This window comes from Rhodoferax sp. U11-2br (assembly GCF_018619435.1).
In the GTDB taxonomy this organism is placed as follows: domain Bacteria; phylum Pseudomonadota; class Gammaproteobacteria; order Burkholderiales; family Burkholderiaceae_C; genus Rhodoferax.
The window spans coordinates 201039-225392 of the sequence record NZ_JAHFZF010000003.1 but is presented as its reverse complement, the minus strand read 5'-3'; the positions used below and the strand labels follow the sequence as shown (position 1 = coordinate 225392).

The 24354-nt window shown below is 61.2% G+C and carries 18 protein-coding genes; 12 read left to right on the top strand and 6 right to left on the bottom strand.

Translation table 11 applies throughout. From position 1 onward, the window contains the following. The first annotated feature begins 12 nt into the window (after nt 1–12). From KKO72_RS03470 to pabB, 4 genes are read left to right on the top strand one after another with little or no spacing between them, the layout of a single operon-like run. Nucleotides 13–1698, top strand: coding sequence for a Na/Pi cotransporter family protein (locus tag KKO72_RS03470; protein ID WP_214935495.1), 1686 nt, complete (start codon nt 13–15; stop codon nt 1696–1698). Continuing rightward, nucleotides 1695–2720, top strand: coding sequence for a tRNA (adenosine(37)-N6)-dimethylallyltransferase MiaA (gene miaA / locus KKO72_RS03465; protein WP_214935493.1), 1026 nt, complete (start codon nt 1695–1697; stop codon nt 2718–2720). The genes KKO72_RS03470 and miaA overlap by 4 nt, the downstream gene beginning before the upstream one ends. 50 nt (nt 2721–2770) lie before the next feature. Further along, the gene (locus tag KKO72_RS03460; RefSeq protein ID WP_214935491.1) at nt 2771–3433 is read left to right on the top strand and encodes an ABC transporter ATP-binding protein; all 663 of its coding nucleotides are present in this window, start codon (nt 2771–2773) and stop codon (nt 3431–3433) included. Beyond that, a complete protein-coding gene (gene pabB / locus KKO72_RS03455; protein WP_214935489.1) occupies nt 3417–5180 on the top strand; it encodes an aminodeoxychorismate synthase component I in 1764 nt (587 codons plus the stop codon). The genes KKO72_RS03460 and pabB overlap by 17 nt, the downstream gene beginning before the upstream one ends. Nucleotides 5181–5218: 38 nt before the next feature. On the opposite strand, the gene KKO72_RS21350 is transcribed toward pabB, so the two are convergent. Beyond that, on the bottom strand, nt 5219–5326 hold the full coding sequence (locus KKO72_RS21350) for a hypothetical protein (protein ID WP_371736808.1): 108 nt from the start codon (nt 5324–5326) through the stop codon (nt 5219–5221). Nucleotides 5327–5692: 366 nt separating this feature from the next. On the opposite strand from KKO72_RS21350, the gene KKO72_RS03450 reads away from it, so the two are divergent. After that, nucleotides 5693–6406: a hypothetical protein gene (locus KKO72_RS03450; RefSeq protein WP_214935487.1), complete on the top strand. Its 714-nt coding sequence runs from the start codon at nt 5693–5695 to the stop codon at nt 6404–6406. A 66-nt stretch (nt 6407–6472) separates the two neighbouring features. Here the strand turns inward: KKO72_RS03450 and KKO72_RS03445 are convergent, their stop codons facing one another. The 4 genes from KKO72_RS03445 to KKO72_RS03430 form a co-directional block, all read right to left on the bottom strand. Then, entirely contained in the window at nt 6473–7816 is a 1344-nt protein-coding gene (locus tag KKO72_RS03445; protein WP_214935485.1) for a sigma-54 dependent transcriptional regulator, read from the bottom strand. Then, on the bottom strand, nt 7813–9675 hold the full coding sequence (locus tag KKO72_RS03440) for an ATP-binding protein (protein WP_214935483.1): 1863 nt from the start codon (nt 9673–9675) through the stop codon (nt 7813–7815). The genes KKO72_RS03445 and KKO72_RS03440 overlap by 4 nt, the downstream gene beginning before the upstream one ends. A 132-nt stretch (nt 9676–9807) precedes the next feature. Beyond that, the gene (locus KKO72_RS03435; protein ID WP_214935481.1) at nt 9808–11157 is read right to left on the bottom strand and encodes a dicarboxylate/amino acid:cation symporter; all 1350 of its coding nucleotides are present in this window, start codon (nt 11155–11157) and stop codon (nt 9808–9810) included. A 110-nt stretch (nt 11158–11267) separates the two neighbouring features. Continuing rightward, nucleotides 11268–12677, bottom strand: coding sequence for an aspartate ammonia-lyase (locus KKO72_RS03430; protein WP_214935479.1), 1410 nt, complete (start codon nt 12675–12677; stop codon nt 11268–11270). A gap of 242 nt (nt 12678–12919) precedes the next feature. Here KKO72_RS03430 and KKO72_RS03425 point away from each other — a divergent pair, with 242 nt between their 5' ends. Further along, nucleotides 12920–15526 carry an ABC transporter permease gene (locus KKO72_RS03425; protein ID WP_214935477.1) on the top strand — a complete coding sequence of 869 codons (2607 nt, stop codon included), beginning with the start codon at nt 12920–12922 and terminating at the stop codon, nt 15524–15526. Between the two features lie 42 nt (nt 15527–15568). Here KKO72_RS03425 and KKO72_RS03420 read toward each other — a convergent pair whose 3' ends face one another. Further along, nucleotides 15569–18814, bottom strand: a complete 3246-nt coding sequence (locus KKO72_RS03420; RefSeq protein WP_214935475.1) for an EAL domain-containing protein — start codon at nt 18812–18814, stop codon at nt 15569–15571. A gap of 182 nt (nt 18815–18996) precedes the next feature. Between KKO72_RS03420 and KKO72_RS03415 the strand changes: the two genes are divergently transcribed. The 6 genes from KKO72_RS03415 to KKO72_RS03390 all read left to right on the top strand — a co-directional run bounded on the left by KKO72_RS03415 (nt 18997) and on the right by KKO72_RS03390 (nt 24261). Continuing rightward, on the top strand, nt 18997–19764 hold the full coding sequence (locus KKO72_RS03415; protein WP_214935457.1) for a transporter substrate-binding domain-containing protein: 768 nt from the start codon (nt 18997–18999) through the stop codon (nt 19762–19764). A gap of 30 nt (nt 19765–19794) precedes the next feature. Beyond that, a complete protein-coding gene (locus KKO72_RS03410; RefSeq protein ID WP_214935455.1) occupies nt 19795–20481 on the top strand; it encodes an ABC transporter permease in 687 nt (228 codons plus the stop codon). Then, nucleotides 20481–21194, top strand: a complete 714-nt coding sequence (locus KKO72_RS03405; protein WP_214935453.1) for an ABC transporter permease — start codon at nt 20481–20483, stop codon at nt 21192–21194. The genes KKO72_RS03410 and KKO72_RS03405 overlap by 1 nt, the downstream gene beginning before the upstream one ends. A gap of 18 nt (nt 21195–21212) precedes the next feature. Beyond that, entirely contained in the window at nt 21213–22343 is a 1131-nt protein-coding gene (locus KKO72_RS03400) for a succinylglutamate desuccinylase/aspartoacylase family protein (RefSeq protein WP_214935451.1), read from the top strand. A gap of 30 nt (nt 22344–22373) precedes the next feature. Then, nucleotides 22374–23153 (top strand): ABC transporter ATP-binding protein, encoded by a 780-nt coding sequence (locus KKO72_RS03395; RefSeq protein WP_214935449.1) that lies wholly within the window; start codon nt 22374–22376, stop codon nt 23151–23153. Nucleotides 23154–23217: 64 nt separating this feature from the next. Next, the gene (locus tag KKO72_RS03390) at nt 23218–24261 is read left to right on the top strand and encodes a PLP-dependent cysteine synthase family protein (RefSeq protein ID WP_214935447.1); all 1044 of its coding nucleotides are present in this window, start codon (nt 23218–23220) and stop codon (nt 24259–24261) included. Nucleotides 24262–24354: the final 93 nt, after the last annotated feature.

Here is a 24354-nt window from a genome sequence, read left to right as displayed (position 1 = left end):
TAGACCACCACCTTGACCCACCTGCTCAACCTGCTCGCCGCGATTGCCCTGCTGGTGTGGGGTACCCACCTGGTGCGCAAGGACACGCTGCGGGTGCTGGGCGCCAACCTGCGCCGGGTGCTGGCGCAAAGTGTGGGCAACCGTTTCAAGGCCATTGTTTCGGGCGTGGGGGTCACCGCGCTGCTGCAGTCGAGCACCGCCACCGCGCTGATCATCTCGGCCTTTGTCGGCCAAGGGCTCATGAGCCTGCCCGCCGCGCTGGCGGTGATGCTGGGCGCCGATGTGGGCACCAGCCTGATGGCGTTGGTGTTCTCACGCGACCTGTCCTGGCTGTCACCGCTGTTCATTTTTCTTGGGGTGGTACTGTTCATTGCCAAACAAAGCACCAGCACCGGTTATGTTGGGCGCATCCTGATTGGTCTGGGGCTGATGCTGCTGGCCTTGAGCCTGGTGCGCCAGTCCGCCAACGAACTCACCCAAGCGCAGGCGGTGCGTGACCTGCTGGCCACCTTGGGCAGCGACCGGTTACTCGAGATCACCATCGGTGCGGTGCTGTCGGTGCTGAGTTATTCGAGCCTGGCAATTGTGCTGCTGATCGCCACCCTGGCCAACAGCCATGTGGTCACGGTGGATGTGGCGCTCGGTCTGGTGCTGGGTGCCAACCTGGGCAGCGGCCTGCTGGCGGTTTTGACCACGCTGCGCTCCCCGATCGAGGCACGCCAGGTGCCGCTGGGCAACCTGATCTTCAAGCTCATGGGTGTGGCGCTGATGGCGCCCAGCATGGGCCTGTGGCTCAGCCATGTGCGCCCCAACGTGGCCGACGCGGCCACCTCCGTGGTGCTGTTTCACTTCATGTTCAACGCGCTGGCAGCGTTGTTATTCATTGGCCTGACCCAGGTGGTGGCGCGTTGGGTGGCCTACTGGCTGCCGATCCCCAAGCGCAACGCCCTCAATGGCCGCCAACGGCATCTAGATGCGTCGGCGTTGGCCACGCCCTCGGTGGCACTGGCCTGTGCGGTGCGCGAGGCCATGCACCAGGCCGATGTGGTGGAAACCATGCTGCGGGGTGTGCTCGATGTGATCAAGACCAACGACCTTGATCTGGCCAAGTCACTGCAGAAGATGGACGACACGGTGGACCGGCTCTACTCGGACATCAAGTACTACCTGACCAAGATCTCGCGCGAGGCGCTCAACGACAAGGAAGGCCGGCGCTGGACCGATGTGATCAGCTTCACCATCAACATGGAACAGATCGGCGACATCGTCGAGCGCATCCTCGAAGACATCGAGAACAAGAAGATCCGCACCGGGCGCGAGTTTTCACCGGCGGGTATGGCCGAAATCACCGAGTTGCATGGTGACCTGGTCAACAACCTGCGTCTGGGCATGAGTGTGTTCCTCAACGACGACCCGCGCGACGCGATCAAACTGCTTGAAGAAAAAACGCGTTTCCGTGATCTGGAGCTGAAATACGCCGCCAACCACCTGAACCGGCTGACCGACAACACGCTGGAGAGCATCGAGACCAGCTCACTGCATCTGGATTTGATCAGTGAACTCAAACGCATCAACTCGCTGATTTGTGCGATTGCCTACCCCATACTGGAGTCCACTGGCGCGCTCGCCCCCAACCGCCTGCGCCCGCCCGCTCCCGCCGAGCCGGCTATTGGCCTGGAAGCCGATCCGCCCACATGAGCCCAACCCTGCCGCCCTACCTCGCGCTGGTAGGCCCCACCGCTTCGGGCAAAACCGCCGCCGCGCTGGCCATTGCACAGCAGCACCCGGTCGAGATCATCAGCATCGATTCCGCCCTGGTTTACAGGGGCATGGACATTGGCACCGCCAAACCCAGCGCCGCCGAACTGGCAGCCGCACCGCACCACCTGATCAACATCCGCGACCCGCTCCATGCCTACAGCGCGGCCGAATTTGTGGCAGATGCCAGCCAGCTGATCCACGAGATCCGTGCCCGCGGCAAGTTGCCGCTGCTGGTCGGCGGCACCATGCTGTATCTGAAAGCACTGCGCCAGGGCCTGGACGACCTGCCCAAGGCCGATGCGGCCGTGCGCGCCCAGATCGAGTTAGAAGCCGCGCAACAGGGTTGGCCCGCCCTGCATGCCGAACTGGCGCAGGTGGACCCGGTCACCGCGGCACGGCTGGCGCCCGGCGACTCACAACGCATCTCGCGGGCGCTGGAGGTGTGGCGCCTCACCGGGCAAACACTGGCCAGTTTTCACACTAGCAAAAAAGAAGCTAGTAGCCCAATGGATACAAGGGCTAGCGGCCTGGACCCGGGGTTTTGCCAAAATGATGCTGAAAATGCTGCAACTTCGATGCTGATCTCGCTGGAGCCGCTGGAGCGCAGCTGGTTGCACCTGCGCATTGCCCAGCGTTTTGACGAGATGCTCAAACAGGGTTTGCTCGACGAAGTGCAGGTCCTGCGCGCGCGCGGTGACCTGAACCCCGATTTGCCATCGATGCGCTGCGTGGGTTACCGCCAGGTCTGGGAAGCGCTCGACGGCCTGTGGCCCATCAGCGAGTTGCGTGACAAAGGCATTTTTGCCACCCGCCAACTCGCCAAACGCCAGATCACCTGGTTACGCAGCATGCCCGAGCGCCAGGTCGTGGCCTGCGACGCACCCGATGCATTGCAACAGGTGCTGGCGCTGGCCAACACCTTTGTGGCGGGTTTGTCCCCAGAGACACTGCGGCACTGACATCTGGCCTATCCTCGCCGCACCGCAGGACAGCCCCACAGCACCCCACCATGAGCCTGGTCATCCAGAACTTGAGCAAACACTACGGCAACGTGCCGGTGTTTCGCCACGTCTCTTTACATGTGCAGCCGGGCGAGTTTGTCGCCATCGTGGGTGAATCGGGTGTCGGAAAATCCACCCTGCTCAACTGCATGGCGGGGCTCGACAGCTGGGACAGCGGCAGTGTGGTGCTGGACGGCTTGGACCTGAGCACCCAGAGTGACGACCAACTGGCCCGCCTGCGGCGCGAAAAAACCGGTTTTGTGTTCCAAGCCTTCCACGTGTTGCCGCACCTGAGCGTGAGCCAGAACGTGGCCCTGCCGCTGATGCTGCTGGGCCAACTGGACGAGGCGCGGGTACAAGCCATGTTGACCGAGGTCGGGCTCGAAGGTCTGGGGGAGCGCCTGCCACAACAGCTCAGCGGTGGCCAGTTGCAGCGCGTGGCGATTGCGCGGGCGCTGGTGCACCGGCCGATGTTGCTGCTGGCCGATGAGCCCACCGGCAACCTCGACCCCCGCACCGCTGAGCGGGTGATGGACGCCCTGGTCAGCCAGACCCGCGCCCATGGCGCCGCCATGGTGCTGGTGACGCACTCGGTGGCCGCTGCGGCGCGTGCTGACCGCAGGCTGCTGCTGACTGCCGACGGTTTGCTGGACCATGCCAATCCGGCTTGATTTTGCCGACCCGCAAGGGGGTGAGGCGCGTCTGCACTGTGCCTTTGCGGCACCGACAGACACCCTGGTGGCCCACACACCCGAGCAGGTCCAACCACTGCTCGATGCGGTGCAAGCCCACGCCCAGGCGGGCCGATGGTGTGTGGGTTACCTGCGTTACGAAGCCGCCAGCACGTTTGACAAGGCACTGCTCACCCATCCGGCAAATGGCCCGCTGGCCTGGTTTGGGGTGTTTGAGCACGCCCTGCCCTGGCCGCCTGGTCCGCCCGCACCCGCTGACGCGGTGGCACCGACCCAAGTGCAATGGCACAGCTCGCTGAGCCGGGAGCAGTTCGATAACAACCTGGCCACGATCCACAAGGCGATTGGCGCGGGTGAGTATTACCAGGTGAACTACACCGCCCCGTTGCACGGAGATTTTGTCGGCAGCGCGCCTGAACTGTTTACGCGCCTGCAACAAGCCCAGCCCGGAGGTTACGCGGCCTACATCGACACTGGGGCCGAGCAGATTCTGTCGGTCTCGCCGGAGCTGTTTTTTGACTGGGACGGCCAGCACATCCTGACCCGGCCGATGAAAGGCACGGCACCACGCGGCGCCACACCGCAGGAGGATGCGGCCCTGGTGCAAGCGCTCACAGCGTCACCCAAGGAACGCGCCGAGAACGTGATGATTGTGGATTTGCTGCGCAACGACCTATCGCGCATCGCCCTGCCCCACACGGTGCAAGTGCCGTCCCTGTTTGCGGTGCAGAGCCTACCCACGGTGCACCAGATGGTCTCAGACGTGACCGCCCAAACGCGCCCGGGCACCACCTTGAGCGATGTGTTTGGCGCGCTGTTCCCCTGCGGCTCGATCACCGGCGCACCCAAGGTGCGGGCCATGCAAGCCATCCACGACCTCGAACCCGAGGCACGCGGCGTCTACTGCGGTGCCATCGGTGTGGTGCGTCCCGGTGGCCACGCCACCTTCAACGTCGCCATCCGCACGGTGACGCGCCAGGGCACCCAGGCCCGCTGCGGGATTGGCAGCGGCATCACCTATGACGCCACCGCGCCCAACGAATGGCGCGAATGGCAACACAAACAGGGGTTTCTGGAACGCGCCAGCGAAGCCTTTGAACTGCTGGAAACCCTGCGCCTGCAAGCTGGCGTGTTCCACAACTTAGGAGCACACTTGGCAAGGCTGGCAAGGGCTGCGCGGCATTTTGGCTACCCCTATGACGAAGGGCGTGTACGTGCCGCTTTGTTGAACTTGCTTGACCACAACACGAGCGACGATGACAGCACCGTCTGGCGCGTGCGCCTGCTGCTCGACGCCCAGGGCCGACCTTTTGCCGAGAAATTCAAGCAAAATAGCACCCCAGCCCTTTTATCTATTGGGCTGGCAGCTACGCCTTTTGAAGCAGCACAGAGCGAATTCACCCGCTTCAAAACCACCCGCCGTGCCCACTACGAGGCCTTTGCCCCCACCGACCCAGCCGTCTTTGACACCCTGCTTTACAACGAGCGCGGCGAACTCACCGAATGCACCCGCGGCAACATCGCGGTGCTGCTGGACGGCCAGTGGCTCACCCCCGCGCTGCACTGCGGCCTGCTCGACGGTGTAGGCCGGGCTCACTTCATCACCCAAGGCCGATTGAAGGAAGACGTCATCACCCTAGACGACCTGCCACGTGTGCAGGGCTGGGCCTTTGTGAACAGCTTGCGTGGCTGGGTGGATGCGCGGCTGGTGGGCACAGGCAGCTGAGTGCATCCAGCGGGCTGGCTGCGCCGCTTGGCCGCTGGTCAGTTGATGCCATCCGTCCACGGCAAGTTCCTATTCAGAACTTCGCGGTACAAAAACAGCAAGGCGCTCAGGGACTGGTTGTGCGTCGAATTGGATACCTTGCGCACGTTTGCCTAGCATCGTCAGAAAGGCCTCGATCTCAGGCGCACCCATGGTGCGTGGATGCGTCATCTGCCCGCCGCGCCCGCGCCAGCGAATGAAAAAACGCACCCAGTACAGGTAAACCTATTCAGTGCCCAAGCTATAGTGCATGAACCGGAGGTGATCGCACAACTGGCCCAGCAGTCGGGTTGATTGCAGGGGCGAAGTGCCGGGTTTCATGGAAAATTTATAACTGGTTATTTGTCCAAAACATAGACTTGCAAACTAGTCTACAAGCCACTTTCAAGAGAATTTTGTGACCAGATTAATACGCAGCAACCAGAATATTTCGCACTTCTTGCCGTGGACATTACGTTAGGCTCCACAAACACATGGATTCCAAGGTCAGCGCCACTGCAATCACTTATGTGTACTCCCTGCTGATCGGCGGGGCCTACCTTGTTGGCTACTGGTTGCCGTTCGGCCTGAACATCCTGGCGTTCGCCGACCTGACGGACATCATCAAGGCATCTGTCTTGCCAATGCTGCCCGCCGTTGGCCTGTTGCTGACCTACTCGGCACTAGATGGATTGAACTCAATCTCCAAGAAGCAGCACGATGAGTACATTGCCGAAGGAGGTTTCTTCAAGTACTACATGAAGTTCATGGTGCTGTACAGCTACGGCATGACTGCATTCTTCCTGTGCCACGCAGCGTACATCGTCATTACCGAGCCGGGATATCAGAAGCTGAAAGGCGTCTTTCCTTTGGCTTCGCTGCTTGTTTTCATCTACCTCGTCTATGGCAATCGCCATCTTCTAGCGCTTGACGTCAAGTCCCGAGTCTTCGTGATCTCAATACTCTGTTTCCTTCCGACCGCCGCCTTTATCACAGGCAATCGCGATGGAGAACAGGTCGAAAGACTGGAAGGCGTCCTTTGGGAAGTGAAAGCCAAGGAAACGTGTAGCTCAAGCGCTGACAAGCTAGTTTTGCTTGCCCGGTTGAGCAACAAGTACCTCACGATGTCACGTTCAGACAAGAGCATCTGCGTGATCCCGGATGAAAGAGTCCAACTCACCAGATTGCCGCGCGCGAGTGGAGCCTAACCCGTCGTTGCATCCGACGTGCTACGGCTGGCTTCGCCAGCCTCCGCAAGCGGGTGAACTCCAACGTCAACCCGCGCCAATCTCCGACAACCCGTATTTCCTGATCTTGTCGTGCAAGGTGGTTTTGGCCAGGCCGAGGGCTTCGGCGCTGCGCGCCAGGCTGCCGTGGTGGCGGCGCATGGCGTCGGCGATCAGGGCGCGCTCAAAGGCGTTGACGGTCTCAAACAGGGGGCGCACACGTTCATCCCCTTCGTTGCCAAAAGGTGGTGCGCCAGATTCGATGCCCAGCACACAGCGGTCGGCCACGTTGCGCAGTTCACGCACATTGCCGGGCCAGTGGTAGGCCACCAGCTGGCCGGTGCGTGCGGCGTCATCGGTCGGCACCGGCCGCCCATGCCGCGCTGCGGCCTGCAGCAAAAAGTGCTGAAACAGCAGCGGGATGTCTTCACGCCGTTCACGCAGCGGTGGCAAGGGCACGGTGGCAACACTGAGCCGGTAATACAGATCGGCACGAAAACGGCCCTGATCGGACAAGGCGCGCAGGTCTTCCTTGGTGGCGGCCACAATGCGGCAGTCTATCGGGATCGGGGTGTTGGAGCCCAGCCGCTCCAGCGTGCGCTCCTGCAACACACGTAACAGCTTGATCTGCATCGGCACCGGCATGGTCTCGATTTCGTCGAGGAACAAAGTACCGCCGTTGGCGTATTCGATCTTGCCGATGCGGCGTTTGCTGGCGCCGGTGTAGGCGCCTGCCTCGTGGCCAAAAATTTCGCTCTCAAACAGCGTCTCAGGCAAACCACCACAGTTGATCGCCACAAAGTTGCCTTTGCGCCGCGAGCTGGCCTCGTGCAGGCAGCGCGCCACCAGTTCCTTGCCGGTGCCGGTTTCGCCCTGGATCAGCACGTCAGCGGCGCTGTCGGCCAGCCCGCTGATCAGCGTACGCAACTTCTGCATGCTGACCGCGTTGCCGATCAGGCGCGCTTCGATCTGGTCGCGGCCTTCCAGGCGGTTGCGTAAGTCGCGCACTTCCAGGGTGAGCTGGCGTTTTTCGAGCGCGCGGCGCACCACCTCGACCAGGTATTCCGGCGAAAACGGCTTCTGGATGAAGTCGTGCGCGCCGTCTTTCATGGCCTGGACTGCCATCGAGATGTCGCCGTGGCCGGTGATCAACACCACCGGCAGCTGCGGGTCCACCGCCAGCACCTCGCGCAGGAACGTCATGCCGTCCATACGCGGCAGGCGGATGTCACTGACGATGACACCCCGAAAATCCTTGCCCAACAACGGCCTGGCGGCCTCGGCGCTGGCCACACTGTCGGTCAGGATGCCTTCGAGTTGCAACGCCTGCTCACAACCCAGGCGCACATCCGGGTCGTCTTCGATGATCAGTACTTTGAGGGCGTCGGTCATGGTGCCGGTGTGGCTAGGGGGATGTCCAGGGTGAAGACGGCGCCGCCGTCAGGATGGTTGGCGCCGCTGAGCGTACCACCGAAGTCGCTGACGATACCTGCCGAAATGGCCAGCCCCAGGCCCAGGCCCACACCGGCCTCCTTTGTGGTGAAAAAGGGCTCGAACAAACGCGGCAAGACCTCTGCACTCAGGCCCACACCGTGGTCACGCACGGTCAGACGCAGCATGCTGCCCTGGGTGGTGCCATGGATCTCCAGGCCAGGACGGGGGTGCCCGACCATCGCGTCGAGTGCATTGCTAACCAGATTGACGATGACCTGCTCCAACCGGTTGGCGTCACACAGGGCGAACAGCGGCGTATCAGGAAAAGCCATCGTGACCTCGGCGCCGCTGCTGCGCAGGCGCTGATCCAGGATGGCCACCGCATGGGTGACCACCTGGCGGATGTCGACCGGTCGGGCTTGCCCGCTGGATTTGTGGGCAAAGGCCTTGAGCTGCCCGGTGATCAGGCCCATGCGGTCCACCAGCTGGGCGATGCGCTCCAGGTTGGAGCGTGCGGTGCTGTCATCACCACGTTCCAGAAAACGCACCGCATTGCCCGACAGGGTACGCAGCGCCGCCAGCGGCTGGTTGAGTTCATGCGCGATGCCCGCCGAGAGCTGCCCGATGACCGCCAGCTTACCGGCCTGGATCAGCTCATCCTGCGCGGCGCGTAAGGTGCGCTCAGCGCGCACCCGTTCCTTCACTTCCTCCTGGAGCTGCTGGTTGGCACACGACAGGTCGGCGGTGCGCTCCTCGACCTTGCGCTCCAGTTCATCGTGGGCCCTTTGCAGGGCTTCGCGGGCGGCCAGGCGGTCACGCAGATGGCGGCGCCGCTGGTAGACCATCGAGACCAGAATCCACAGCAGGATGGTTGTGACACCGGCCACGCTGGCGCGGATGAAGCTCATCTCATCCACCGGTTGGACGTGGGAGAACACCGTGAGTGTCCAGGGTGTGCCGGGCATCGCCTGGGACTGCGCCAGAAAGTTGCCCGCCACCGGGTAGGCAGAGACCATCTCCTGCGGCTGTTTGGCCAACTGCACCAGCCGTGCGCCCTGGCTGAGGTCGGCCAGCTCCTTGACACCGAGCGGCTGCAGGGCGCGGCGGTTGTACTGTTGGGTGCGATCAAAAGTTTTGCGGGTGCCCTCGTCCAGAGGCCGCAGTGTTGTGAACTTCCAGTCGGGCACCGAGCTCAGGATGACCACCCCGTTTTCGTCGGCCACCAGCACCGGTGCCTCCACCGTGGACCACGACTGCTCCAACTGATCCAGACCGACCTTGACAATCGCCACACCGAGGGTGCGGCTGCCATCCACCAGTGCCGACGACAAGTAATAACCCGGCTCACTGCGGGTGGTGCCGATGCCAAAAAAGCGCCCGCTGCCGGTGTCCATCGCTTCGCGGAAATAGGGGCGAAAAGCGAGGTCTTCGCCCAGGTAACTGTCGTTGCGCCGCCAGTTGCTGGTGGCCCGCACCTTGCCCTGGTCGTTGATCACGTAAATGGCCAAGGTGCCGGCGCGTTCATTGAGACGCTCCAGGTAGAAGTTGGCTTGGGCGGTACGGCGCGGGTCATCTACCTGGTTGAGGAGATCCAGAACATCATGTTCCAGCCCGAGGGTGGCCGGGAAATAGGCGTATTTGCCGATCTCCCGTTCCAGGCTGGCGGTGTACAGATCAAGCCGGTGCCGCCCGGTGGTCTGCAACTCGGCCAAACCCATGCGCTGGCTGACCTGGTAGGTCGTCAACGACGCCGCTGCCACCAGCGCGGCCAGCACCAGCAGCAGCAAGGAGAAACGCAAGGGGTGGCGGGTGAACATGGGCTGGGCTGGTGGCTTTCAAAAAACGTTGTCTAACCCATCAAAAATGTGGCAGACCTCACAACAACAGCTGCAAGTATCTGCCAGATGCTGGTTATGCCAGCCCTGTTGTGTGAACAGGGCGCCACCAAACTACACCACGTTGCCTTTGCGTGTCGGCACAGCGCTGGTGGACTGATCTTCCCACTTGGACATATCAAGCTCACCCTCGGTTTTCGCCACAATCGCGGTGCAGACCATGTCGCCACCCACATTCAGGCAGGTGCGGCCCATGTCAAGCAAGGCATCGATGCCCAGGATCATCGCGTAGGCAGCTGCCACGGCAGAACCTGCCTCGACCTTCATGCCAATCGACTCAAGCACCATCAGCAACATGATGGCGCCAGCACCCGGCACACCGGCGGTACCGATGGCGGCCAGGGTGGCGGTGGTGACCACAACCATCTGCTGCTCAAACGTCAACGGGTGGCCGGTGGCATAACCGATGAACATGGCGCACACGCCCAGGTAGATCGCGGTGCCATTCATGTTGATGGTGGCGCCCAGCGGCAGGGTGAAGGACGAGATGGTGCGTGGCACACCCAGTTTTTCTTCTGACACACGCATGGTGACCGGCAGCGTGCCGTTCGAAGAACGGGTCACAAAAGCGGTGATCAGCGCCTCGTTGGCACCCTTGAAGAACTTGATCACACCGAGCCGGTACACCGCCAGCAAACCGCCGTAACCAATGATAGTCAGCGCAACGAATGCCAGGTAAACCGTGACGGTCACGTAGAGCAGCGGGCCCAGTGCCTTGGCACCTTGTTGTGCAAACACCATGGCGATCAGGAAGAACACACCAATGGGTGCGTACTGCATGATGCCGCGAACAATTTTGTACATGGTCTCAGCCGCCGCGTTGACCAGACCAAACAGCAAGTCCGCGCCCTTGGCTACAGCTGGATCTTCGGACTCCTTGGTGAAGGAAATCGCCAGACCAAACAACATGGCAAAAAAGATGATCGGCAACACATCACCCTTGGCCAGCGACTCGGCCGGGTTGGTCGGGATGATGTTGAGGAAGATGGTCGAGAGCGACGGCGCCTCGGCAACCTTGCCCTTGACCGCTTCCGCGCCAACAATCTCCATACCCAAACCGGGTTGCAGCAGGTTGGCAAAGAACAGACCCACAGCCACGGAGACTGCCGAGGTGGCCATGTAAAAGGCAATGATCTTCACACCCACACGACCCAGCCGTGACGGCGCGATGCTGGCCGCACCAGCAATCAGCGAGAAGAAGATCACCGGCACCACAATCATCTTGAGCAAACGGATGAAGATGTCACCAAAGATCTTGGTATTGTCGACAAACGCCTTGCTGTTGGCCGGGTCACCAAAGCCCAGCAAAATACCCACGATACAGCCTGCGACCAGCCCGACCATGATCCGCGTGAGCAGATTGGTCTTGAAATACCAGTCAAGCATTCCTTTTTTTTGACTCATTTTGTCTTCCTCGGTTAAAAATTTTCAATCAATCTAAGCCTGCAGGTATGCCCTGCGCTCGAACGGCCACGCCCACAGGCGCGGCAGTCCGGGTCAAGCTCAGGCAGGGTTTACTTTTCGAATTTCGGGCTGATCAGGTTCTCGAACGAGAACACCTCATCCCAATGCGCCTGGGTCATCAGCTGACGCTCTTTGACCACCACGTCGTGTAATGACTTGCCGGTCTGGTGGCATTCGCGGGCAATTTCGGCGCACTGCTTGTAGCCCAGCGAGGGTTTGAGCACGGTGATGATGCCCAGAGAGTTCAGCACCAGATCACGTGCGTGTTCCACATTGGCGGTGATGCCATCGATGCAGTTGATACGCAGGCTGTTGACCGCGTTTTCCATGGTCGCAATCGAGGTGAACAACGCATAGGTGATCACCGGCTCCATCACATTGAGTTGCAGCTGACCGGCCGAAGCGGCCAGGGTCACGGTCAGATCGAGGCCAATCACCAGAAAGCTGGTCTGGTTGACCACTTCCGGGATCACCGGGTTGACCTTGCCCGGCATGATCGAGCTGCCAGGTTGCATTTGCGGCAGGTTGATCTCGTTGAAACCACAGCGCGGCCCCGAAGACAACAGACGGATGTCGTTGCAGATCTTGGTCAGCTTGGTGGAGGTGCGTTTGAGCACCCCCGAGAGCAACACATAGGCACCGGTGTCCGAGGTGGCCTCCACCAGATCACCACCCAGGATGAACTTGCAGTCGGTCAATTCGGACAGGTATTTGGTGGCCAGCTCCGGGTAACCCGGCGCGGCGGTGACGGTGGTGCCAATCGCGGTGGCGCCCAGGTTGATCTCGTGCAGGAACTGGCGGACTTCGGCAATCCGCTCCACTTCCTCACCAAGGGTGGTGCCCCAGCCGTGGAACTCCTGGCCCAGTGACATCGGCACCGCATCTTGTAAATGGGTGCGGCCCATCTTCAGGACTTTCTCGAACTCCTTGGACTTGGCAAAAAAGGAACTCTGCAACTTGCGCAGTGCCTCCATGTAGCTCGACAGGCGCAGGATCAGCGCCAGACGGAACGCGGTCGGATACACGTCGTTGGTCGATTGGCCAAAGTTGACGTGGTCGTTCGGATTCACGAACTGGTACTCACCCTTCTGGTGGCCCAGGGCTTCCAGCGCCACATTGGCGATCACCTCGTTGGCGTTCATGTTGGTGGAGGTGCCAGCACCGCCCTGGATGAAGTCGGTGACAAACTGGTCACGCAACTCACCGGCAATCAACCGGTCACAGGCACCAATGATGGCGTTGGCGACTTGTGCGTCGATGCAACCCAGGTCCCGGTTGGCCATGGCTGCGGCCTTCTTGACGTAGCCAAACGCTTTCACAAAATACGGCTCGGTCGACATCGGGATGCCGGTGATGTGGAAGTTGTCTTTACCACGTTGTGTCTGCACACCGTAATAGGCGTCGTCCGGTATCTGTTTTTCGCCCAGAAAGTCTTTTTCGATTCTGTATGTTGTGCTCATGTTGTCTCCTGCCATCGGGTTGCGGCCAAAGGCCGTGCCGCAGGCCTGCGGCCCCTCTATCACAGCATGGAGCGTACCAATCAACCAATATTGCAAGCCATTGATTTATAAAGACAAAATGCCATTTTTTACAGCCATCATACGGTTTTCCGAACAACTGGCCTGTAAGCTGCTCGGAAATCCGAACACCACAAAACCCTGTCGGGCACGCTTGACCAAGCGCTGCACGAGAATGGCGCCTGATGTTTGCACTGCTCACCACCTTCTCCTGGCAGGAATTGCGTCAGCACCCCTGGCGCAATGCAGCTGCCGTGCTGGCGGTGATGCTGGGTGTGGCGCTGGCGTTTTCTGTGCACCTGATCAACAACTCGGCGCTCGACGAGTTTGCCCAGGCAGCCCGTGCGGTAGGTGGCCAGAGTGACCTGGAAGTGTCTGGCGTACAAGGCAACTTTGACCAGGCGGTGTATAAAAATATAGCACAAACCCCAGGTGTGGCAACGGCCTCCCCCATACTGGAGATCAACAGTTATGTGTTGACGCCACAGGGCAAACGTGCATTGCGGGTGGTGGGGGTGGACGCCTTGAGTGTGTTTGCCATCTCACCGGACCTGATGCCCTTGCCCGACGCTGCGCCAGTGGACCGCTGGGTGCTGTTTGCGCCGGGGCAGATGTTTTTAAACACGGCAGCCAAACGCATTCTCTGGCCCACAGGCGCCGAGCCTGCAAGCTCAAGCGGCGCCCTCCAGTTGCAAAGCGGCATGGCCTGGGTGGATGCCCAGGTGGCTGGCCGAGTGCGCGCCGCTGGCCCGGCACTCGCGGTGATGGACCTGGGCGCGGCGCAGGACCTGTTTGACAAACCCGGCCAGCTCACCCGCATTGACCTGCGACTGGACAAAGGTGTGGACCGTGATGCTTTGGCCCGCCAGTTACAAACGTCCCCCGACTGGCCCGCTGATGTGCGGGTGGCGCTGCCCCAAGAGGCCGAGTCACAGATCAACAACCTGTCACGCGCCTACCGGGTCAACCTGACGGTGCTGGCGCTGATTGCGCTGTTCACCGGTGCGTTTCTGGTATTTTCGGTGTTGTCACTGAGCGTGGCCAAACGTGCGCAGCAATTTGCGCTGCTGGGCGTGCTGGGCCTGTCCGGGCGCGACCGGCTCAGGCTCGTGCTGTGGGAGTCGCTGGCGCTGGGACTGGTGGGCAGCCTGGCCGGGCTGGCGCTGGGCACCGGGCTGGCCGCACTGGCGCTGGGTTTGCTCGGTGGTGATCTGGGCAGCGGCTTTTTCTCGGGCGCCTCACCGAGCCTGCAGTTCAGTCCGGTGGCGGCTTTGGTCTATGGCGCTTTGGGTGTGGCAGCGGCACTGGTGGGCGGCTGGTGGCCGGCACGGGTGGCACAGCAGTTACCACCCGCCCAAACCCTCAAAGGTCTGGGCAGCCTGGGTGTGGGGACCAAGTCACACTGGATCAGTTTACTTTTGATAGCTGTTGGCGCTTTATTGACAAGGGCTCCACCCATTTTTGACATACCTCTGGCGGCCTATGTGTCGGTCGGGATGCTGCTGGTAGGTGGCATCACCGCCCTGCCGTGGTTGATTGGGCTGCTGCTGGGCTGGCTGGCGCCCCGGCTGGCACACCAGACCCTGCCGCTGCTGGCGGTGGAGCGGGCCCGGCGCCAGCGCGACACTGCGGCGGTGGCTGTCAGCGGTGTCGTGGCCTCGTTGAGCCTGGCGGTGGCGTTAACGGTGATGGTGGCGAGTTTTCGCGACTCGGTCACCCAGTGGCTGGACCGGCTGCTGCCCGCTGACCTGTATGTGCGCAGCGCGGTGGGCATGAGCGCCAGCGACACCGTGTTTTTTACGCCGGACTTTGTGCAAGCCGCGGCCCAGCTGCCGGGGGTGAGCAAGCTGCAGCCACAGCGCCTGTTACCCCTGAGCCTCAGCCCCAGCCTGCCGGCAGTGGCGCTGCTGGCACGTGAACTGGGTGACCCGGCGCGCAGCCTGCCGCTGCTGGCGCCACCGCTGCCGGTGCCACCCGGCCAGATTGGGGTCTATGTGAGTGAGGCGGTGGTCGATTTACACGGCGCTCAGGTGGGCCGGACCTTGCCCGCGCTTTCCAAGGCTTTTAGGCCTCTAGCCCTTTTGGATAAAGAGCCTACAGCTACATTTTTTGTGGCAGGTGTGTGGCGCGACTACGCCCGCCAGTCGGGCTCGATTGCGATGGATCTGGCAGACTTTCGGCGCCTCACAAATGACCAGCGCGCCAACGACCTGGCGCTGTGGCTGGACCAGCCTGAGGACACGGCTAGGGTGCAACAAGCCCTGCAGGCACTGGCCGGGCCGCAGGCGACCCAGGGCGCCGATGCCCAGCGTGGCACCGGTGGCCTGCTGGAGTTTGGCAGCTCGGCCCAGATCCGAGCCATCTCGCTCAAAATTTTTGACCGCAGTTTTGCGGTGACCTACTGGCTGCAGGCGGTGGCGATTGGCATTGGCCTGTTTGGGGTGGCAGCCAGTTTCAGCGCGCAGGTCTTGTCGCGGCGCAAGGAGTTTGGCCTGCTGGCCCACCTGGGACTGACGCGCCGCCAGATCCTCAGTGTGGTGGCGCTCGAAGGTTTGGCCTGGACCACACTGGGGGCCATCGCCGGCCTGGGGCTGGGTCTGGTGGTGGCGCTGGTGCTGGTGTTGGTGGTCAACCCGCAGAGTTTTCACTGGACCATGGACTTGATGCTGCCCTGGGCCAAGTTGCTGACCCTGTGCTTGTCAGTGGTAGCGGCGGGTACGCTGACCGCCTGGCTAGCAGCCCGCGCCGCCGCAGGCCAGGACGCGGTGCTGGCGGTGAAAGAGGATTGGTGAAACAACAGCGTCGATGACGGTGGTTTGGCCTGCGGCCAGGCCTCACGGCCAGGCCGTGCTTGCGTCGGAGGCCCAAGCCGGATCAGGCTGCCAGTTGGCCAGCCAGTCGACCAGCGCCGGGCCGGGCATCGGATGGGCAATGCCATAACCCTGCGCCAGATCACAGCCCAGCTGCAGCAAACGTGTGCCATGGGCCACGGTCTCGACACCTTCGGCCAGCACCTCGCGCCCGAAGGCACGCGCCAGGCTGATCACGCCGCGCAATATCGCCAGATCGTCGGCGTCATCCAGCATGTTGCGCACAAAACTCTGGTCGATCTTGATGGTCTGCACCGGCAGGTGTTTCAGGTAACTAAGTGATGAGTAGCCGGTGCCAAAGTCATCCAGCGCAAAACCCACGCCCAGTTGTGCGCAGGATCGAATCACCAAAGCAGTGCGTGCGAGGTCACGCAATGCACTGGTTTCGAGCACTTCCATTTGCAGCAAGGCCGGGTTGGCCCCCGGCACGCTGGCCAGCAACTCACCCAGACGCTGGACAAAATCGTCCTGCTGCAACTGTCTGGCGGCCACATTGACACTGACCTGCAGGTTCAGGCCCAGGTCTTGCCATTCCTGCATTTGCACCAATGCGGTGCGTATCACCCATTCACCCAGGTTCACCGCGAGCATGTGGTCGTCGATCAGCGGCAAAAACTGGGCCGGTGCCAACAGGCCCCGCGTCGGGTGTAACCAGCGCACCAGCGCCTCGGCACCCAGCACCTGACCAGTGCGCATATTGACCTTGGGCTGGTAATACAACACCAGCTCGTTCTGGTCGATGGCGCGGGCAATCTCTTCCAGACTTTCATGCAGGCCGCGCACACTGTGGTCGTGTACCGCGTCAAACGCGTGGTAGCGATTTTTGCCGGTCAGCTTGGCCTGGTACATGGCCTGGTCTGCCTGGCGCAGCAGCTGGTCGGCATCCACCGCTTGTGCCTGTGGGTAAAAGGTCACGCCCAGGCTGGCTGACACGGTCAGCTGGGTGTCGGCAAACTGCACCGGCCGCGCCACGGCGGCCAGCAGCCGCTGCATGGTTTGAGAGCAGTCCTCCGCGTCCGAGAGGTCGGTCAACACCGCCACAAACTCATCCCCACCGAGCCGCGCCAGGGTATCCCCCTCTCGCAGCACATGTTTCATGTTGTCGGCCACGGCCACCAGCAAGAAGTCGCCAGCGTCGTGACCAAAACTGTCGTTGACCAGTTTGAAACCATCCAGATCCAGGTACACCACCGCCAGCAGGCGGTCACGCCGCTGCACCTGCGACATCGCCTGCTGCAGCCGGTCTGCCAACAGGACACGGTTGGGCAAATGGGTCAAGGGGTCAAAGTGGGCCAGGTTTTCCAGCTGCTGCTGGTGCGCCTTGATGTCGCTGAGGTCAAAGAACATGGCCACATGGTGCTGAATCTGACCCTGCGGGTCGCGCACAGCGGTGATGGTCAGCATCTCGGCATAGTCCTCACCACTCTTGCGCCGGTTCCAGATTTCGCCATGCCAGTACCCCTGGTGCGCCAGGTCGGCATACATGCAGCGGTAGAACTCGGCGCTGTGGCGCCCCGAGGACAGCAGTCTCGGGTTCTTGCCCAGCACCTCGGTTCGGCTGTAGCCGGTGATGGTGGTGAAGGCGGCGTTGACATTGATGATGCCACCACTCGGATCGGTGATCAGGATGCCCTCGCGGGCATGCTCGAACACGCTGGCATCCAACATCAGCTGCGCCTCCAGGCGTTTTTGTTCACTGATATCTTCGTAGATGCCCAGCACACCAAAAATGTCACCATCCGGGTCACGCAGCGGCACCTTGGAGATGCGGTTCCAGCGCAACTTGCCACGGCGGTTAATGAACCGGTCCTCGTAAAACAGCTTCGGCACACCCGAGGCCATCACCGCCAGATCGTCTTCCCGATAACGCTGCGCGCGCTCAGGCTCGGCCACATCAAAATCACCCTTGCCAACCAGGGCACGGGCATGCGAGCGACCACAGTCCCTGGCAAACACGCTGTTGCAGCCCAGGAAATGCAGGTCACGGCCTTTCCAGAAAATACCGATCGGCACATTGTCAATCACCGTCATCAGTAACTCACGCGACTGCTCGGTGGCACGCTCGGAGGCTTGGCGGTTGGCCACCTCGGTTCGCAGACGGCGTTGTGCCAAGGCCAAGCGCACACCCAGCAACCCCACCAGCATCAGCGCCACCATCGAGACAATCAGCGGCGTGCGGTAGCGTGAGACCACGTCACGCCAGGTGAAGGCCGGCATCAGATCAAAGGGTGGCAGACGCAAGGCACGCAAGGTGTCTGCCACCTGGGCGTAATCAGCTGGCACCGAAAACCCGCGTATGCCCATCGCCCGGGCCTCGGCTGAGTCACCATCGATGGAGAACAGCGCGGCTGTGACACGCCGCGCCAGACGTTCATCCACATGCCCCAGATAAGAAAAAGGCCACTCAGGGTAGAGAGACGTCGAGGATGGCACCGGAAACGTATCGAGCTTTTGTGTGTGGATCACCCGCACCTGGCCGGGTTTGAGTTTGCCCTCGCGCTGCAGGGCTTCCAGCACACCGGTGCGCACAAAGCCGACATCGGCCTTTTTGTTCAGCACGGCTTCCATCACCCGGTCATGCGGCTGCCCCGTCAGCAACAAGTTGCCGTCCGCCTGTGGATTGACCCCTGCCTGCAACAGCTCCAGCACCTGCATCTGGTACCCACCGAGTGACTCCACGTCAACAGCAGCAATGGTCTTGCCTTTGAGTTCGGCCAGGGTGGCCACCGGTGGGGCATCGGCCCGGGTGAAGATCACACCACCATAACTGGCCACCTCCTGTCCGCTCTCATCCACCAGCAAGGTGGCCAGCGGCGCCTTCAGACCGGCTCGGCGCGCCAGCAGCACATACTGGCCCGGATTGGTCAGCACAAAATCGACCTGCCGGTTGACCACGGCCTGCTGCAATTCGGCCGGGTCATACACCAAGACCTCAAAATCGTACTCTGGTACCGCCGCCTTGAGCACCTTGGCCAAGGGTTGCCATTGCACCAACGCCTGGGGCTTGGGCCGGTAGGCACGCACTGCGATCCGGACCGGTTCGGCCGCCAACACCGGACAAGCCAATATCAAGCCAGACAGCATCAACCAGAACAACAGCAGGCAGCGCCACCACACCTTGGTTGTCTCGCGACGGCTGAGGACTGCCACCCCAATGGGCATCTGAGCCGAGACACTCGGAGGCCAAAGGGGCTTAAAAACAGGCAGCATGGTGTGGCAAATGTTAATTCATGAATACAAAACACATTTCTTGGCACGAAGTATGCTGACCTGACAACACCTGTGCTCTAGGTAGAAACATTCGCCAGAAGGGCCAGACGCTGAACTTAAAATATTGTGTTCGCGATTTTTTAACCCGCCGTACCCCGGCACTGTCGTAAGAAAGTCACTGTATGAAGAAACTCCTGCTAGCTGCTGCCATTACCGCCATGTGCGCCACCGCCTTTGCGGCAGGCAAGGACCTCAAGGTCGCGATTGATGCCACCTATGAGCCCTTCACCTTCAAAACCGCCGATGGCAAACCCACCGGCTTTGACGTGGACATTGCCAGCGCCCTGTGCGAAGAAATCAAGCGGACCTGCGTGTTTGTGGAACAACCCTGGGACGGCATGATCCCTGGCCTGCTGGCAAAAAAATACGACGTGATCATCAGCTCGATGTCGATCACCGAAGATCGCCTCAAGCAAGTTGACTTCACCGACAAGTACTACAACACCCCAAGCCGCGTGGTCCTCAAAAAAGAAGTGAAGTACACCGGCCCGGAATCCATCAAGGGTAAGAAAATCGGCGTGCTCAAGGCCTCCACCCAGGAAAAATACGCACTGGGTGAACTCAAGACCAAGGGTGTGGATGTGATTTCTTATGACGCGCAAGACCAGGTTTACCTGGACATCAAGGCCGGTCGTCTGGATGGCACCGTGGCCGACATCCTGGAAGTGGGTGGTGGCTTCTTGGGCAAGCCAGGTGGTGAGGCTTACGAACTCAAGGGTGACGAGCTGTACATTCCCAAATACTTTGGCCAAGGCGCCGGTGTCGCTTTGCGCAAAGGCCAGGGTGAACTCAAGAGTCAGATCAGCGCTGCCATCAAGGCCATCCGCGCCAACGGCAAGTACAAGACCATCAACGACAAGTACTTCAAGTTCGACGTTTACGGTAAGTAAACCCCTTCCAGCGGCGCCCTCCCTCACGCAATGCAGTCTTATTTCTGGGTCATCCTTCACGGCTCTCTGCTGACGGTGGGGGTTTCTTTGCTGGCGCTGCTGGTGTCAATCCTGTTTGGTCTGGCCGGTGCTGCGGCCAAACTCTCGGGTAAGCCAGTCCTGGTCGGACTGGCTACCTTGTACAGCACAATCATTCGGGGCATTCCTGATCTGGTGCTGATGCTGCTGGTGTTCTACGGTGGCACCATCGGCATCAACACCTTGCTTGAAAAACTGGGTTCGGAAGCCACCGTCGACATCGAGCCCTTCATGGCCGGGGTGTTGACCATCGGCTTCATCTACGGCGCCTACATGACAGAGACCTTTCGCGGCGCGATCCTGAGCATCCCCAAAGGCCAGATGGAAGCTGCCTGGGCCTTTGGCATGAGCCGCTTCCAGACCTTTTTGCGCATCACGCTGCCGCAGATGGTGCGTTATGCGCTGCCCGGCTTCACCAACAACTGGCTGGTGCTGATCAAGGCGACCGCCTTGGTGAGCCTGATCGGTCTGCAGGAAATGACCTATCTGGCCAAACAGGCCAGTGCCGCCACCCGCTCACCTTTCATATTTTTCATGTTCACCGGGGCGCTGTTCCTGATCTACACCTCGGTGTCGCTGTTTGTCCTGAAAAAGGTCAATGCACGCTACAGCCTGGGCACCAAACGAGGCCAGTTGTAATGGAATGGGCTGTCATTTTTGAGCCAGACAACCTGGCCTTGTTTGGCAATGGCATTGTCATCACGCTGTGGCTGCTGTTTGCCTCGCTGGCTGTGGGAGGGGTGCTGGCCCTGGTTTTTGCGTTGATGCTGACCGGCCCCTGGGCGCCGCTGCGCTGGTTGGTCGGTGCCTACACCTTTGTGATTCGCGGCACACCACTGTTGATCCAGGTTTACCTGATTTATTACGGCCTGGGCCAGCTGGAATGGATCCAGGCGCGCTGGGACGCGGTCTGGCCCTGGACCTATTTCAAAGAGCCGTTTTTCTGTGCGCTGCTGGCCTTCAGCCTGAACACTGCCGGATACACCGCCGAGATGCTGGCCGGTGCCATTCGTGAAACCAGCGCGGGCGAGATCGAAGCGGCCCACGCCTATGGCATGAGCCGTGTCCAGACCATGTGGCGCGTGGTCTTGCCCAGCGCCATGCGCCGCACCCTGCCCGCCTACAGCAACGAGGTGGTGATGATGCTGCATGCCACCAGCCTGGCCAGCGCGGTGCCCAATATGCTGGACGTCACCTCGGCAGCCAGCCGCATCTACGCCACCTATTACCTGCCCTTTGAGGCCTATCTGGCCGCCGCCGCGATTTACCTGACGGCCTCGTTCTGCCTGATCGGTTTTTTCCGCTTCAGCGAAGGTCGGCTGCTGGCCTATTTGGCGCCACGCAAACACTAACCTGGATGGATTGTTGTCATGCAGCGTATGGATCACCCCCTGTTGTCGCCCAGTCTGGGCAGCCACAAAACCCTGACCAGTTTTCACTTTGGCCAGCCCGGCTCGGGCCTCAAAATTTACATCCAGGCCAGCTTACACGCCGAAGAATTGCCCGGCATGTTGATGGCTCACCATTTGCGCGCGGCGCTTGAGGCGGCTGACGCCCAGGGCTTGATTTGTGGTGAGGTGGTGTTGGTGCCGGTGTCCAACCCGATTGGCCTGGCCCAGCGGCTGGACCACAAACCGATGGGCCGTTTTGAACTCGACACCTCGGAAAACTTCAACCGCCATTACCCCGATCTGGCGGCTGCAGTGGCCCCTGCGATCATGAGTGGTCTGTCTGATGACGCAGCAGCCAATGTTCAACTGGTGCGCCAGGCCATGCGCGACTATCTGGACGCCTGGGTACCTGATACCGAGCTGCAAAGCCTGCGCCGCAGGCTGCTGCTGCTCTCACATGACGCAGACTATGTGCTGGATCTGCACTGCGACTGCGAAGGTGTGCTGCATTTCTACACCGAAGAACCTTGCTGGCCACAACTGGCACCGTTGGCGCACTTCCTGAGCAGCCAGACCATTCTGCTGGCACGCAATTCGGGCAATCGCCCGTTTGACGAATGCCTGTCCAGCGCCTGGTGGCAACTGGCCGACAAACTGCAGGCGGCGGGTGTCAACGCACCACTGCCACAAGGCTGCTGCAGCACCACCGTGGAGCTGCGTGGTGAGCTGGACGTGCGCCATGACCTGGCCCAGCGCGATGCGCAGGCCATCACGGGCTGGCTGCAGCACATCGGTGTCTGGGGCTGTGAGCGTGCGCCCGATGTCCCCGCACCCTTGTGTGAAGCCACCCCACTGGCCGGGTCTGAGACCCTGCATGCCCGATCTCCCGGTGTGGTGGTGTTTGCCGCTGAACCCGGCCAAACCTTGAGCAAGGGTGACCTGGTAGCAGAGGTCATCAACCCGATCGAGGGCAGCATCGAGCAGGTGCGGGCCGGTGTCGATGGCCTGTTTTACGCCCGCATCCGCGACCGCTACATCACCACCGGCGGTGAACTGGGCAAGATTGCAGGCGCCCAGGCGTTTCGCACCGGTGCCCTGCTTGGCGCCTGACCACGCCGACCCGACTACAAGAGCCTTTCCATGACCGCCACCACCACCCTCAAACTCCAGGTTGAAAACATCCACAAGCGCTTTGGCTCCAACGAGGTGCTCAAGGGGGTGTCGCTGACCGCCCATGCGGGCGATGTGATCAGCATCATCGGCAGCTCGGGCTCGGGCAAAAGCACCTTTCTGCGGTGTATCAACCTGCTGGAAAAGCCCCACCAGGGGCGTATCAACGTGGCCGGTGAAGAGCTGCACCTGAACCCCAGTGCCAACGGTGAGTTGCACCCCGCCAACCCGAAACAGTTGGCGCGCCTGCGCACCAAGCTGGCCATGGTGTTCCAGCACTTCAACCTGTGGGCCCACATGACGGTGTTGCAAAACATCATCGAAGCACCGGTGCATGTGTTGAAGGTGCCGCACGACCAGGCGGTGGAAACTGCCCGCAAGTACCTGGCCAAGGTCGGCTTGGAAGGCAAGGAAGACGCCTACCCCGCACACCTGAGCGGTGGCCAGCAGCAACGTGTGGCGATTGCCCGCGCACTGGCGATGGAGCCCGAGGTGATGTTGTTTGACGAACCCACCAGCGCGCTCGACCCCGAACTGGTGTCCGAGGTGCTCAAGGTCATGAAAAACCTGGCTTTGGAAGGCCGCACCATGGTGGTGGTGACCCATGAAATGGGCTTTGCCCGTGAGGTCTCCAACCACCTGATCTTCTTGCACAAGGGTCTGATCGAAGAAGAAGGCAACCCGGCGCATGTGCTCTCCAACCCCAAGAGTGTGCGCCTGGCGCAGTTCCTCTCGGGCAGCCTGAAGTAAGCAAAAAAGCAGGCTGTAGCCCTTATGCAATAAGGGTGAGAAGCTCACATTTTTGAGAAACCCTATGAACTGGCTCCACAACGCCATCGCGCAGATCGAGGCCGATTACCAGCGCAGCGCTGACACCCACCTGATCGCCCTGCCGCTGCCCGGCTTTGCCAGTTGCGGCATCGACCTGTACCTCAAAGACGAATCCACCCACCCCACTGGCAGCCTGAAACACCGGCTGGCGCGTTCTCTGTTTTTGTACGCACTGTGTAATGGCTGGATCCACGAGGGCTCGACCGTGGTCGAGTCGTCCAGCGGCTCCACTGCGGTGAGTGAAGCCTACTTTGCCAGGCTGCTGGGCCTGCCCTTCATCGCGGTGATGCCACGCGCCACCTCGTGTGAAAAAATCGCCCAGATCGAGTTTTACGGTGGCCGCTGCCACCTGGTTGACAGTGCCAGCGCCGTCTACGACGAAGCGCGCGAACTGGCCTGTAACACCGGTGGCCACTACATGGACCAGTTCACCTATGCCGAACGCGCCACCGACTGGCGTAGCAGCAACAACATCGCGCAAAGCATGTTCAGCCAGATGGCGCGGGAACGTTTCCCGGTGCCGAAATGGATTGTGGTGGGTGCCGGCACCGGTGGCACCAGCGCCACCATAGGTCGTTTTGTGCGTTACCAGCGCCACGACACACAGCTGTGTGTGGCCGACCCGGCCGGCTCGGTGTTTGGTGAGTACCACCGCACCGGTGACGCCAGCGTGACCGGTCCCGGCTCCCACATCGAAGGCATTGGCCGACCACGGGTCGAACCCAGCTTCATCCGCACCCTGGTTGACCGCATGATCGAGGTCGCCGATGTCGATTCGGTGGCGGCGATGCAGCTGCTCTCCGGTTTGCTCGGCCGCAAGGTCGGCCCCTCCACCGGCACCAACCTGGTCGGCATGCTGCAACTGGCCAGCGAGATGCGCGAGCAAGGCCAACAAGGCTCGATCCTGTCACTGTTATGTGACTCGGGTGAACGTTACCTGGGCTCGTATTTTGACCCGGCGTGGGTGTACAAGAACATCGGGGATTGCAACCCTTCGGCAGCCGAACTTCGGGCGAAACTAGACTGACGGCTGATCGCTTGTTGGGCGATTTTTCCGTGCCGCTGAAGTTGGTCAAAATGGAGACGCTGGCTACAGACGTCGACCCACCATCATCACAAG